This window comes from Granulicella paludicola (genome assembly GCF_025685545.1).
GTDB lineage: Bacteria > Acidobacteriota > Terriglobia > Terriglobales > Acidobacteriaceae > Granulicella > Granulicella paludicola.
Genome location: NZ_JAGSYC010000021.1, coordinates 165516 through 179306, shown reverse-complemented (window position 1 = coordinate 179306; position 13791 = coordinate 165516). Strand labels below are relative to the sequence as shown.

10 protein-coding genes are annotated in these 13791 nt (G+C 54.7%); 4 read left to right on the top strand and 6 right to left on the bottom strand.

The features are described from left to right. Window positions 1–41: 41 nt before the first annotated feature. Window positions 42–1256, bottom strand: coding sequence for a glycosyltransferase family 4 protein (locus tag OHL14_RS05195; protein ID WP_263378262.1), 1215 nt, complete (start codon window positions 1254–1256; stop codon window positions 42–44). 250 nt (window positions 1257–1506) lie between these two features. On the opposite strand from OHL14_RS05195, the gene OHL14_RS05190 reads away from it, so the two are divergent. Both OHL14_RS05190 and OHL14_RS05185 read left to right on the top strand, forming a co-directional pair. Further along, window positions 1507–2688 carry a glycosyltransferase family 4 protein gene (locus tag OHL14_RS05190; RefSeq protein WP_263378261.1) on the top strand — a complete coding sequence of 394 codons (1182 nt, stop codon included), beginning with the start codon at window positions 1507–1509 and terminating at the stop codon, window positions 2686–2688. A gap of 91 nt (window positions 2689–2779) precedes the next feature. Further along, window positions 2780–3175, top strand: coding sequence for a hypothetical protein (locus OHL14_RS05185; RefSeq protein ID WP_263378260.1), 396 nt, complete (start codon window positions 2780–2782; stop codon window positions 3173–3175). A 349-nt stretch (window positions 3176–3524) separates the two neighbouring features. Here OHL14_RS05185 and OHL14_RS05180 read toward each other — a convergent pair whose 3' ends face one another. Next, complete coding sequence (locus tag OHL14_RS05180) at window positions 3525–4604, bottom strand: polysaccharide biosynthesis/export family protein (RefSeq protein WP_263378259.1); 1080 nt, start codon at window positions 4602–4604, stop codon at window positions 3525–3527. A gap of 60 nt (window positions 4605–4664) precedes the next feature. Beyond that, complete coding sequence (locus tag OHL14_RS05175; RefSeq protein WP_263378441.1) at window positions 4665–5825, bottom strand: glycosyltransferase family 4 protein; 1161 nt, start codon at window positions 5823–5825, stop codon at window positions 4665–4667. Between the two features lie 210 nt (window positions 5826–6035). Between OHL14_RS05175 and OHL14_RS05170 the strand changes: the two genes are divergently transcribed. Then, a complete protein-coding gene (locus OHL14_RS05170) occupies window positions 6036–7172 on the top strand; it encodes a glycosyltransferase family 4 protein (RefSeq protein ID WP_263378257.1) in 1137 nt (378 codons plus the stop codon). A 206-nt stretch (window positions 7173–7378) separates the two neighbouring features. Next, entirely contained in the window at window positions 7379–9529 is a 2151-nt protein-coding gene (locus tag OHL14_RS05165) for a GumC family protein (RefSeq protein WP_263378440.1), read from the top strand. Window positions 9530–9857: 328 nt separating this feature from the next. Here the strand turns inward: OHL14_RS05165 and OHL14_RS05160 are convergent, their stop codons facing one another. From OHL14_RS05160 to OHL14_RS05150, 3 genes are all read right to left on the bottom strand, one after another. Further along, window positions 9858–11351 (bottom strand): hypothetical protein, encoded by a 1494-nt coding sequence (locus OHL14_RS05160; RefSeq protein WP_263378256.1) that lies wholly within the window; start codon window positions 11349–11351, stop codon window positions 9858–9860. Then, window positions 11351–12499 (bottom strand): acyltransferase family protein, encoded by a 1149-nt coding sequence (locus OHL14_RS05155; protein ID WP_263378255.1) that lies wholly within the window; start codon window positions 12497–12499, stop codon window positions 11351–11353. Before OHL14_RS05155 ends, OHL14_RS05160 begins: the two co-directional genes overlap by 1 nt. 70 nt (window positions 12500–12569) lie before the next feature. Continuing rightward, window positions 12570–13718 carry an acyltransferase family protein gene (locus tag OHL14_RS05150; protein ID WP_263378254.1) on the bottom strand — a complete coding sequence of 383 codons (1149 nt, stop codon included), beginning with the start codon at window positions 13716–13718 and terminating at the stop codon, window positions 12570–12572. Window positions 13719–13791 lie beyond the last annotated feature (73 nt).

Sequence of the window (13791 nt, the reverse complement as noted above, 5' to 3'; positions counted from 1 at the left end):
CGGTATCCCGTTGACTGTGGAGTCAAGTTAGCTTGTGGCGTCTAGAGAGATTCCGAACCGTCACTGTCCTGTTCGGACAATCGCGATAGAACACCCTGTATTGCTTCAACCATCGTTTTCAGGGAGAACTTTTCCTCGGCTACCTGGCGCGCAACTATACCGAGATCCATGCGATGTTGGGGATCGTTTACCAGTCGCAGAAGCGCCTGGTTCAGTTGCGCGTCCGAACCGGGTGCTGTGAGCAAGCCGGAACGTCCGTCCTCGACGATTTCTGCCACGCCCCCCGCGTTGGAGGCGATAACAGGCTTTCGAGCCAGCATCGCTTCGACAACAACTCTGCCAAAAGGCTCAGGCGCCGTTGACGTGTGCGCAACGACGTCAACGGCTTTCATAAGTGGAGCAATATCGCTGCGAAACCCTAAAAAGTGAACTCGTCCGGCTAGATCAGGTTGGCTGGCTCGCTCCAGCAAACGTGCCTTGTATGCATCTTCCGCAAAGAAGGCATCGCCAACGACTGCAACATGAACCCCTGGAATGCTGCTCACAGCTTCGAGAAGTACATGCTGCCCCTTCCACTTTGCGAGTCGTCCGAACACCCCAACCAGGAATGTCTGAGGTGCACAGATTGTCGCTCGAAGCTGATCTACATCACCGGTCTTGACTTCATCGTAGGTAAGCGGATCGAGGCCGCAGTAGATGACCTCAAGCTTTTCTGCCCTGCCGCCTTCAGCGACAAACGCAGCGGCGGTGGCTTGCGAGTTGCAAATGATCCGGGTAGCAAAATGATTGCCAGTGAAGACGGCTAACTTTCGAATCAGGATGCTGAAGTGTTCGGGCACGAGCATGTCATGCAAGTGCCAAACGAGAGGCTGTTTGTGGCGTCGAGCGAAAGCTGAGAGAAGGAATGCTTTTTGCGAGTTCGCGTAGAGGATGTCGGCTTTCGCGATAAGCTTTCTGAGCCGCCTCCACATCGAAAAGAAATGGGGTATCGAGCGAACAAGCGAACTCAGGCCTGCGCTCCGCCGGATATCATGGAGGGACCCCTGAGAGAGGATTGTCACGGGGATTGCTAAATCTTCTAGAAGAAGGCGAAGAGGTCCATCTTCGAAGAGGATGACTGAGGCACCTTCAGGAGAGAGCCTGAGGAAGTCGTAGAGGTTGAGTTCGCCACCCGCGAGTAGAGCTGTTTGATTTACGTACGTTACTGAAGGTCTTGTTTTTGCCATGTATCCTCTTGATAAAATCGAACCGTCCATCGTCCAGCTTCACCCATTGGAAGATTGAGGAGAAGAGTGATCTCGTAATATAGGCGGAGATTCGGACTGTTTTCGCTGCTTGTCAGAATAATGGACACATTCCGCGCCTTTTTAGATTTTACTTGACCGATCCGACAGCAGCTTCAAGGGTATTAGTTTCGATTGATTAAGAACTCGCGCGTGTCGCGAGACAAAGCTTGAGATGTGCATACATGCAGTTCATGCACAGAGAGGATAAAGGAACCTGTAGATGCCTGAAATAGAGTCAAGTCCAACGGTTCCCCTTAGCTTACGGACACTACAAATCGGCGATGACTGGATCGGTGATCAGGAGGGGGGTCTCGCTCGCTATTACTACGAACTCATCCGACATCTGCCAGGCACAGGCACGTCGGCGAAGGGACTGGTCGTGGGGACGGAAAAGGCGGCGCTTGCCACGGGTGGGCAGACTGTTGCCTTCAGCGACGTGGACAGCCCGATGCTCAAACGGCTTCGCCTTGGTAGAAAAGCAGCCATTCGAGAAATCGATGGAAAGCGTATCGATCTCGTCGTATCGCACTTCGCATTGTATGCCCTCCCAATCGCAGACAGGTTGAGATCGTTCCCGAACGTGACGCACTTTCATGGCCCTTGGGCTGCGGAGAGCGTAATGGAACGCTCGACTGGCTTACGATCGCGGCTAAAGGCGACGCTCGAAAAGACTGTTTATCGCCGCGCTGATCGTCTTATCGTCCTTTCAAAATCGTTCGAGAGCGAGTTGGTGAAGAACTACGGTGTAGTCGAGGAGCGAATTCGCGTTGTTCCTGGCGGCGTCGATAGCGAGCGCTTCAATCTTGCGGGTTCGCGGGCGGATGCGCGGCGGAGTTTAAACTGGCCGCTGGATCGCCCGATTGTCTTGTCCGTTCGGAGGCAAGTGCGAAGGATGGGGTTAGAGTCTTTGATCGATGCCGCGACGAGAATTGTGAAGGTCCATCCGACGGTACTCATCTTGCTGGGTGGCTCTGGCCCGATAACGGGCGAATTAGCAGCGCGCATACAGGAGCTTGGTCTTACAGACAGCGTACGGCAACTTGGGAGGGTGCCTGATTCCGATCTGCCGACCGCCTATCGCGCAGCAGACATGACGGTGGTGCCCTCCACTGGACTTGAGGGCTTTGGGTTAATTACGCTCGAGTCGCTGGCCGCAGGCACACCAGTTTTCGTGACGCCGGTCGGTGGCCTGGCGGATGCCGTGACCCCTTTCGCTCCGCAGTGTGTCTTTGCAGGGACGGGTTCAGAGGTGATAGCGAGCACTCTTTGCGAGGCACTTGGTGGAGCAATTCCTATGCCGACAGAAGCGGAATGCAGGAGACATGCGGAGAAGTATTCATGGGGGGTAATTGCTGCAAAGGTCCGTAGCATCTACGACGAGGCGCTGGCCAGAGGCAGGTGACTAACGGCATGCAATCCAGCGGCCCGTCCGTATGCCAAAAGTGTGAGTCCAAACGACACTCTATTGGATAGGTGAACTGGATGGAGTCGAATTGGATCTTGAGCCGGGCGGTGTGAAGTCTCTGTTGCCGAACGTCGGAGTGGTTGATCGGTTATTCGAACGGCCCTTGGTGGCGTCATTGTCCGAGGAGGTTGAACGGTTGGATTTCCTCGGAGGCACGGACCTGAAACGAGTTGGAAATGCAACTCTAGGTGTAGGCGTCAATGGCACCACATTCATCGCCGAAAAGACCACTGGATCGTCGGGGCCGAAGCTTTTATTTGCGAAACTAGCGTTCGTGAAGCTCCCGTTGGAGAAACTTCCATTGCCAAAGCTGCTCTCGCCGGTGCTTCCGGTGGGAGCGGCTTTGGGTCCGAGTGGGGCTCTGGTCGGGGCGGTCATTCTCCCCGCCGGCGCCATCATGGCATATGCCAATGTGGGGGACTGATTGAGTTGAGCACCAGCCGAAATTTGCTGCGAGAACTGACGCAAGGACGATTGCGTCGCCGCTCTTGTGGAGGCAAAGGACGCGGCTACCTTACGGCTACCGGAGCCTGCAGCTTCGCCTGTACCGAATAGTGGTAGATAGCCTGGAAGCAGTGGCTGGCTAATTGAATTGTCTACGGACACATTCACCGACGCACTGACTGAGGAGTCTACCGTGACCTGTGCCGCAGATTCGCGGCACAGGACCCCCGCAACGACCATAGTCGCAAGGCCCAAGACGGATTGAAGGTATCTAAGTGACATAGTTCTTCTGAGAGTGTGAATCACGAACTTCAATTACCGGGATTCCGCTACCTAATCACCGCAGCAGTAACACCCGTTCCAATCGCAGAGTTTGCTGCTCCAGGCAAGATCGTGGTTAGCGCCACCTTCAGTTCGCTGCGGGGCAGAATAATGATGTCTTCCGGGAGAACCGCGATGTCGGTTTCTTTCCCCTTCTTTATGTTTTTCAGGTTGAAGGGAATGGAGACGACGCCTGCCGAAGTCTTGCGCTTGATGGAAGCGGCGGAGTATTTGGCAGTGTCGTTATCCCCGGAAGCGAGAGCTATTGCATTGAGAACGGACAGGGGCTTTCCGTTCTGAATGTAGAAGGAACCCGGATGGCCGACGTCGCCGATTACGTAGAAGACCTCTGCTTTGGAGACGAATACGGTGTCGCCTGGGAAGATTCGAGTCGAGCGCTGAATGGCAGAGTAGTTCGGAGAACTTACGTCGATGACATCCAGCTGTTCAGGGTCACCACGATGAGTAATGGTGATGCGCGGGCCAGCTGTGTCCGTGACTCCACCTGCGGCAGAAAGCGCGTCATAGAGGGAGTGCGGCCCCGGGAGATTATAGGTACCTGGACTCTTGATCTGTCCCAACAGAACTACGCCTTGAGTTGCGTATTCAGTATCTTGAACGGTCACGTTCGGCTTCAGCATGATCTCGCTTGTGCGAAGCTTCTCTTCGAAAAGACGAGAAGCCTGCTGCGTGTTCAGTCCCGCAATTTGTACGGCTCCCAGCACAGGAGCGCGTAAAAAACCTGCTTCATCGACACGGTCCTGAAACGACAAGCTCGGGGTGTCAAAGACAGTGACGCTGACAACGTCACCTTTGCCGATCCGAAGAGGGTGGGCGTCTGCTAATTCGGGTGTGACCGTGGTAGGTTCCGCAAGCGCAGGTGCCGTCTGAGCGATAGCCAGGGAGGCCGGAAGGGCAAAGCCGAGACACAGCAACGTATAGATATGAATAGCTCTAGGGCTGCAAAGGCCCGAAAGATAGCTTGAGACTACGGTATTGGCAGAAACGTTTTTGTGTGACATCGAACACCTCACTACATTGGCCACCGGATTGACTACCGGGTTTGTGATTTTGACACGCGGTTGCACATATCCGTCTGCGGGAGAATCCGATGCAGAGTTTTTAGCACCATCTCTACCATAGTAAGGCTAAACACGCGCCGGTGCGGACTCGTTGCTGGCCTTTACATTTCTGGCGATGGCTTCTGCAAAACGGGATGCCAGAAAGCGCTGATCATATTCTTTGGCAGCGACACTGCGCCCTCGTTTTGCGAGATCTTCGCGCCGACTGGGGTCATTGATGAGCAGAGCCAATGCCGATGCGAACTCTTGGGGCGCGGCTTCCGAAACGATAATTCCCCCGCCCGTGTGGCCGATGACGGCCGGGATTTCCCCGCAGGTCGTCCCGATGACCGGGGTACCGCAGGCGTTGGCTTCCACAATGACACGCCCGAACTGTTCTTTCCAGTTTTCGCGGGTCTCTGATGGGAGCGCCAACATATCGAACATCGAGAGCCAAGCTGGAGCTTCGGTGTGAGGTACATACCCTGGGAAGAACACCCTGCCCTCAAGTCCGGATTGAGCAATGGCCGCTCGAAGTTCGACCTCCAGCGGGCCGTTGCCGACCAGGACGCATTTCCAAGGCAACGTCTCGATTAGCTTCAACGATTTGACTAGCGTGAGCAGACCTTTTTCGGACACGAGGCGACCCAGGTAGCCGATTACGGGTTCGTCCGAGCCGATATCGAGCTTTTCTCGCAGGGAACGTGCTGCATCAGGCATTGGTCTGTAGAGGGTGTTGTCGACCGCGAGGGGCAGCACCTCGGCATCGCCGCGATAGCCCTTAGCACGCAAAACTTCCAAGGCTTCGTCAGTCACAGGAAAGCAAAATGACGATTCGTGAAGCACCATGCTTTCCATGAATCGGAACGGAACTGGGTATTGCTTGAAGATGTTCTGGGCGGCATAGAAGCCAATAGGTACACGTCGAGTCATGCGGTTTGCGAGGTATACCTGCGATGTTGCCGCTCCGTAGGGTTCATGCTGCACGTAGATCGCATCAGGCCGGGCTTTTTTCAATAGGCCTAATAGACCACTCCGGTAGACGTGCAGAGGGATGTGCCCAGATTTCAAAACTGGGATTGGATAGAAGTCGCCCCTAAAAGCTGCCCAGCGTTCTGCTTTCCTTTCTGCATATTCGGTTTTCCAGAATTGTGGCAGGGCCAGGGCGAGCTTCCATCCTGTTACCGCTTCTACATCAGCGAAGAAGCTTTGATTGATTGGGGTAGCGCATGCATGGCTTACGATCATCAAGTTCAAACGGCAGCTCTCCGAGGTTACATCGACTTTGTATTTTGAAATCGTCTCGATCGATTCCGCTTATACTAATAGTACAGACCTGCATTGAATGGGTTGGGCAAAATAATCGAGTAGATATCGCCGCTGATATCGGACTCGATACCCATGCGTTGCAGGACTGACCGTTTTGAATCGGATTGGTGTCACCGTTTGGGATCGTCATTGAAGATTTGCTTGGTTGCCCATGCCTTACGTCGCCACGATGGCCAAGGTCGAGTCAACTTCGAAGTAGCACGCGCTGTTCTTGAGCGCGGGCACCAGCTCACTATTTTAGCGATGGCGTGCAGCAACGAGTTGGCTGAGCATCCGAATGTGCAGTTTGTTCAGATCGGAAGCGAAAGATTGCCGACTCAACTCGTCCGAAATGTTCACTTTGCGAACCAAAGCGCGGCGTGGCTGCGGCTTCATCGGACGGAGTTTGATGTGATTCAGGGCAATGGTTTTGTCACCTGGGAGGCATGTGATGTTGTGGCTGTTCACTTTGTGCATTCCGCTTGGCTTAGCAGTCCTGTATTCCCTTTCCGGCTCCTTTCTCTGAAGCCGGGCGGTTGGTATCAACGCCTTTACACTGTACTGAATGCACGGTGGGAGCGGGCAGCCTTTCGAAGCGCCAAGGAGATTATTGCTGTATCGCGTCGAACCGCCTCGGAGGTTGAATCGTTAGGCGTCACGCAAAAGCCGGTTCGGGTGATTTACAACGGAGTCGATCTGGAGGAGTTTTATCCAGGGCATCCCTGTCGGAGCGTATTCAACCTATCAAATGATTATCCGCTGCTGCTTTTTGTGGGTGACATTCAAACGCCCAGGAAAAATCTTCCGACGGTACTTCAGGCGCTTCAAACGCTGCCTGATGTACATCTCGCGGTTGCCGCATCCATCGAGGGCAGCCCTTATGTCGCACTTGCCGCCGAACTAGGGCTTGCCGACCGGGTTCATTTCGTTGGTAAGACGTCCCGTGTCGCCGATCTGATGCGGAGCTCCGACGCGATGGTGTTTCCGTCCCGCTATGAGGCCCATCCGCTTGTCGTGATGGAGGCGCTGGCAAGCGGTTTGCCCGCAATCGTTTCAGCTGGAATCGCAACGGGCGAGTCATTTGCGGATGCTTGCATACTGATAGAAGACGCGACAGATGCCAAAGCGTTCTCAGCCGCGATTCGCCAACTTCTTGCAGATACCCCCGCCCGCTCTCGGATGTCAGAACGAGGTCGAGAAGTTACCAAGGAGATGACCTGGGAAAAAACAGGAGAGCAATATGTCGCGCTTTATCAGTCGCTTGCTGGGTCTGATGGGGGCGAGTAGACTTATTGGTGACTAAGCGAGGGATGGACCCTAGAACCAAGAGTTCGCGGGATCGCCGCGAGGCGATGCTGTCGCAAAACATCATGAGATAGATACCTTCTCATTGCGCTGTAAACACCAGATTTGACCGAAGGAGTGACGTGATTCAGGACGAGCAGGAGATTTCAGATTTCAAGGACGGAGCAATCGTCAGCGACGCCCCAGGGATGTCCTTTGGCGATGTCTTTCGTACCTTAGGTAGGCACAAATGGCTCATCTTGGTTTGCGCTCTCGTAGGGCTGTCCATCTCCGCAGTGTATGTGCATTTCACGACGCCGATTTACGAGGCCAGCGCATCATTGCGTATTGACCCGAACAGGGCTAGTTCGCTCGGACTCATGGATCAGGCATCGATGTTTTCGGTAAGCGATCCCATGCAGACGGAGACGCTTATTCTGCGCAGTGATGCTGTCACGATTGCTGCGTTGCAATCCATGCCGGACGATCAGTTCCGAGAGCTGGCCGGTGAGCCGCAGTCTGCGATGTCGTTTCCAGCTTCTGCGATGGAGCAGCAGCAGGAGGAACGCCTGAATGGCCGAGCACCTGCTTTGACTTTGGCCCAGGAGAACTTGATTGCCTCTGTTTCGGGCATGGTGAGCGTAAAGCCTGTCGAGGGAACCCAGATTCTAGCTGTTACTGTACGGAACAAGAATCCTGAGGTTGCGGCGACACTGGCGAACCACATCGTCTACGCCTATCTGCGGAACGGATTCGATAGTCGCTACAGCTCCGTGGCGCAGGTGCAGACATGGCTGCAAGAGCAGTTGAACACTTTGAAGGACCGAGCATCTCAATCTCAGAAGCGCCTCGCTGATTTTCAGCGCGAAAACGACATCACCAGCACCGACAAAAATAGCAATACTGTCATCGAGCGTCTTGAGGCGCTGAATCAGCGTCTCGGCGAAGTCCAGGCCGATCGAATTGCAAAGGAAGCACAGCTTCGGGCCGCGTTGGATGCCAATGCTTCGACCTTGGCGACGCTTTATCCCAGCGTGGGCCTGCAGGCCCTCCAAACTCAACAGGCGACCCTATATGCCCGCTACGTCGAGTTGTCAGCGAAGTTCGGCCCGAGCTATCCACCTCTCGCGGAGGTGATTGCTCAGCGTAAGAACGTCGACGATCAGCTTACGAAGCTCGTGGATACCACCAAGAGCCGTCTGCGCCAGGAGTATCAGGTTGCAAAGAGTACGGAAGACCTGATTCAGGCGCAATTCGACGACCAGACCCAGCGTGTGTACGCCTTGAACAGTAAGCAGGCTCAGTATGCAGTCCTGCTGGCGGAGGGCTCGGCGAGCCGCGACCTGTACGATAAGCTGCAATATCAGTTGCAGCAGGCTGGTGTGAGCGCGGGTCTTAATGCCGTAAACACGATGGTCGTCAACAGCGCACGCAAACCGCACGTTCCGGTCGAGCCGAAGAAGACACTGCTGCTCCTCGGTGGACTTGTTTTGGGGCTGTTTGCCGGTGCGCTGACGGCATTCCTCTTCGCTGCGACGGGGGACAAGCTGCAGACCGTCGAGCAACTGGAGTCGGCGCTGCATCTGTCAACGCTCTCTACCATTCCTCACGACGATGGGCTAAAGCTGAGGATCGCCTCGGCGACGAAGACGTACCCGTATTCCTACGAACAGCCACTGTCGAAGGTCGCCGAGGCCTTCCGTGCAGTGAGAAACTCTGTCTTCCTCGCTTCGATCGATAATCCGCCCAGGGTTGTTCTGATGACGAGCAGCTTTGCAGGAGAGGGCAAGACGAGTCTTTCGTCCAATTACGCAGTGATCCTGGCGCAGTCCGGTGCGAGGGTTCTTATCGTGGATATCGATCTCCGACGGGCCAGGCTTCACAACGAATTCAGCCTTCCCAATAAGGTGGGTCTGAGCGACCTGCTGATGAGTAGCGGTGCGACGCTCGGTACTCCGAACTTCCAAACGCCGCTTCCTGATCTGGAAAACCTGTCGGTGCTAACGGCTGGACAGACGGTGGCCTTCCCCTCGGAGGCACTGGGGTCGCTCAAGTTCCGTAGCTACGTGGAGCAGTGGCGCCGGGAGTACGATTTCGTACTGCTGGATTCGGCTCCTCTGCTGGTGGTGAGCGATACGCTTCCGATTGCCAAGTATGTGGATGGAGTCATTCTCGTGGCACGGTTCGACGTAACGCCGATGCGGGCAGCGCAGCGTTCGGTGGCGCTACTCCGTCGCACTCGTGCCAAGGTTCTGGGCGTGCTGTTCAACGACGTGCCGATCAAGGGAATTGGCTATGGCTCGTATTACGGCTATGGGAGTGGCTACTATACCGAGGAGCCAAAGAAGAAGGTAGGTTAGGATAAACAGCGAAGCCTGGACGGGTCAGCGTATACCCTCGATCTTCTTTTTCGTATCGTGGCAACAACTAAAATAGCAACGGGAGGGGTGGCCGGATATTCGTGCAGCCCCTTCCTTTTATCAATACGCTAGCGCTGGATTTTTGCTATGAAGTGCCGAGGAGAAGGGTTTCTCGCAAAATGAGACCTTGCTCTACATACAAACAGTCAGTGGTCAACTTCAAGCCAAGGATGCCTGCTGGAGGTTATTTTGCCGACGCCTCTTTCAAGCTACTACTTGAGGCGCAACTATGACGTCATGCGGGCAAGTCATAAGGATCTTTAGCTGATCAAGCGACCGCTCGGGACAAGGGTTCGACTGTAGGAGCAGCTATTCGCTGTTTGACCTTGACTGCTCCTGACTCCGAATGCGTTAGACAACCGATCATGAACAGGTACATGGCAGACGTCGAATACTGCGAAGTAACCAGCCAAATACCGATTCCACCACCAAGGATGGCAAGAGTAGGCAAACTGATCACTTTAGGGGCTCCCCTTACGAATAAGAGTGCAGAACGAAGAGCTTGGAATACGCAATATAAGTAGAGGATTCCGCCAGGTAGCCCGAGTGCGATGAAGAGATCCGAGAGGTCAATCTCCGTGAACATTACTTTTGAGGTGCCAAGTTTGCCGGTTGCTGCAGTTGTCGACCCCAAACCATGCCCGAAAGGGTACTTGAAGCCTTCAAGGAAGCCGCCCAGAACATACTGCGAGTGAAGTCCAACTGTCGATTTTTTCTTGTCAAAAGGATTAGCGAGGCCACCGGCCTCATGGGCTATCGCGGCAGAGGTGGCACTTTGAGGGCCATAACCTTGTGCTCCCCCAGCAAAACGGCTCGCGATGACCGACACCGCAATAAGCCCGACCATCATAATGACGATAAGGCGAATGATGGCCATGGCCCCAAAGTCCTTCCTGTTGCGAGCTACCCAGGTGAACGCAAGTGCGAAGACCATCTTTACGATGACGCTTCGACCAGAGGCCAGAATCAATGCTGCAATGAGGATCGGGAGTGCAAGAATCCAGGCCTTTCGTCCCGCCATGTAGGCTGCAACAACACCGATCGCTCCGATCTGGACAAGGCTGGCATATTCGGAAGGTGCAACAGAAAAGCCGAAGGAGCGACTCCCATTGCCCATTCTGAGAATCACGAATGTATTGATATTCGCGTCGATCCAGAGCTGTTGGTAGGGGAGAAAGCCGATGAAGTTCTGGTAAAGGCCCATCAATGCCGCGGCGATGGCAAGCGGAAGAATCACACGATAGAGAAACGCTTCAAGAACCGCGGTTGTGCCGTATTCTCGGCCAATCCAAAACCAAAAGACAGGTACAAGGTAGAAGAAGGCGCCTCCGACGCCGACTCCCAATCCACCTTGGGAAGGATTGAAGATCTCAGCGGTCATCACGAGCGTCAAAAACAGCATTGCCTTCGACAGGGGATCCTGAGATTTCGCTTTGATGATTACCGGGAGCGCAAGGATGACCGCGATAGCTGGGCCGACGAGCAGCAGCGGATCGAGTGATGGATGAGGGAACGCCAAGTCCCGGATACGACGAAGATCGCCAACCAGAAACAGGTACGCTATCGTCGCCAACATAGCCGCGACCCGGTTATAGACGAGAAGGCAGCCCAGCAACGCTAAGGGGAGCAGGGCGGTCAGAACGGTCCCGTATCCCTTTAGTAGCATATATAGGAACAATCCCGTAAGAACAGGGCCGCTCACCCAAAGTAAGACCTTTGGGGGCAGTTCCACGATCGGCTTAAATAGGGAGAGGGAACTCATCAGGCAAATCGTTTCTTGAGACCGAGCAGGGGAGCCTCAAACAAATGATAGCTGAGAACCGCGAGCGTGACCGTGAGACCGAGTGCAACCATCAGAAAAATGGCGCCTCCCACAGATGGGGAATTGAAAGCGCGTTGAAAGGGAACAATCCACGGCAACAGGAAGGCGATCAAAAAACCGTGATAGATGTACAAACCATAGCTGTAGCGTCCGAAAAAGCGAAGCACAGAGTGATTGGCGATGCGAGCGATCCAGTGTTCTCCGAGCCACGCGCAATATACGAGGCATGAGGAAAGGATCGCGATGACGGAGTAGCCGATGGAGGACATCAGGGGGGATTCGTGCAGACTGCTGTGGGACGCCAGAAAGAGCGCGAGCGTACAAAGAGCCGACAGCGGTAGGACCAAATGCACAGGCAGCGCGCGTGCAGAAGGACCGCGTACCAGGAGAGCCAGAATCGCGCCGCAGATCATGCTGTCAGCACGAGTAAAAAGTAGGGAATAGATAATGAACGGGTCGACGTGGTGCAGAACCAATGCAAGACGAAGAAAGAGCACCGCTATTACGATTACGACCGAGAGATGCATCAGCTTGCGACGATTCGGCATGATCCAGACTACGAACGGCCAGAGCATGTAGAACTGTTCCTCGACCGCTAAGGACCAGAGATGGGTCAGGCCCATGCGTGGACCAGGGGAAAACAGTGTTGGCGCGATGAGAGGCACCATGTTCCCAAGATATAGAAAGTAGAGCAGGTGAGCCCGCTGCCAATGCAGATGGAGCACGGGAGTCAGTAATAGGAAAATGACGAGCACGCCGTAGAACAAAGGGAAGATGCGTAGTGCGCGACGAGCATAGAAATTCTTGACTCGATGCGCTGCTTTGCTGGTGTCCACCAGAATGCCTGTAATCAGAAAGCCAGACAGGCAGAAGAACAGATCGACACCCATCCAGCCCGCGTCCGCAATAACCGACCACGCATGAACCAATGGGTTCGCTATCGAGTGGCCACCACCGAAATGTGAGAAGAAGACGGCCAGAATCGCAATGCCGCGGAGACCATCCAGAGCCGGATAGTGCTTTGCTTGTGCCTTTGGTCTCTCAGGGGCCTGCTGGGTTTCCAGCAGTGGGCTCGGTATGGAACTCACTCTTTTATTTTCGCACATTCACCTGACATCCAGGGGATAGCTGATATCTGGTGTCGAGTTCAGCGTGGCGCTATGCTGCGGCGTCTGTGGCGGATCTGCGCGGCCGCAACCATGATGTAAATTTTTTCTCTGTACGGTCACGGAGCCAGAAACTAGGGCGTTCGATCAGCAGATAGGACAGCTCTGCACAAATCAAAATCCATAGCCAGTTGATCGGGATGGAGTGTGTGCGGGGCCCGGTGAAGACCTGCTGCCATAAGTACAAGCTGTAGGAGATCATGCCCAAATGCCGCAGGGGAGCGATGTTCAGCAGTCTGCCCAGCCAGCTATGGTGACGGAACACCACAAATAGAAGCACGGAAGCGATTGCAAGACTATCCAGGGAGAAGCCAGCGGTCAGTAAGTAGGCGCCTTCATAGCGTTTGCTGGCATAGGTGTCCACGCCTAGCAGGAATATCAGCGATGCTGCGACGGAAAGCGGGTGCATCAGCTTGTTCCGCAGTCCCTCCCACAGCTTCAGGTCGATCATCAGGGCAAGGGCGCAGCCTGCCATGATCGGATCCATGTGCGTGTGGGTCATGATCGGCAAATGAGTGCGCGTCGACGGAAAAGCGTAGTAGCTGGCGACTCTAACGAAGGGTGATAGCAGGACGACCCCAATCGCTATCCAAAGGGACTTTACGCGTCCGAAGAACACCATGCAGAGCGGCCAAAGCATATAAAACTGCTCCTCGACCGCAAGAGACCAGCAGTGTCCCAGGATCCAGCAGGCAGCATTTGCAGTGTAGTTCCAGGTGTAGCTGGCCGCGTCGAACAGCAGCGCAGACGTCACATCAGGCAGATGCATGAGGATGACGATGAGAAGGAAGGCGTAGAACGGGGGGAAGATCCGGAAGGAACGGCGAAAGTAAAAGCGCTTCAGACTGATTTTCCCACTACGATTCAGTTCTTTTACCAACAGATGCGTGATGAGGAAGCCGCTAATAACAAAAAAGACATTCACGCCCAGTTCGCCTTTGCGCACGACTGCATTGAAGGGGACGCGGTCGAGAGCTGCCGATTGGGTGTGTCCCAAGATTACGGCGAGAACTGAAAACGCGCGCAAGCCGTCTAGGGAGGGAATTGCCCGTTTCCCTTCTGGCGGGGCGATGGCGACGCCTCCCCTGCTTGCAGGAGCATCGACGGCATTAACCGTATCGTTCGTGAGGTCAGCCCGCAAGATCAGTTGCCTTTATGGTGCCGATTTTGTGACTGGGAGTTTGTGTCTGCGTCGGTGGCCATTGAATGCTTTC

Excerpts from the sequence above, each read along its gene's own strand:
- OHL14_RS05190 (WP_263378261.1), top strand. The coding sequence starts at position 1,507 with ATGCCTGAAATAGAGTCAAGTCCAACGGTTCCCCTTAGCTTACGGACA.
- OHL14_RS05175 (WP_263378441.1), bottom strand. The coding sequence starts at position 5,825 with ATGATCGTAAGCCATGCATGCGCTACCCCAATCAATCAAAGCTTCTTC.
- OHL14_RS05195 (WP_263378262.1), bottom strand. The coding sequence starts at position 1,256 with ATGGACGGTTCGATTTTATCAAGAGGATACATGGCAAAAACAAGACCT.
- OHL14_RS05165 (WP_263378440.1), top strand. The coding sequence starts at position 7,379 with ATGTCCTTTGGCGATGTCTTTCGTACCTTAGGTAGGCACAAATGGCTC.
- OHL14_RS05160 (WP_263378256.1), bottom strand. The coding sequence starts at position 11,351 with ATGAGTTCCCTCTCCCTATTTAAGCCGATCGTGGAACTGCCCCCAAAG.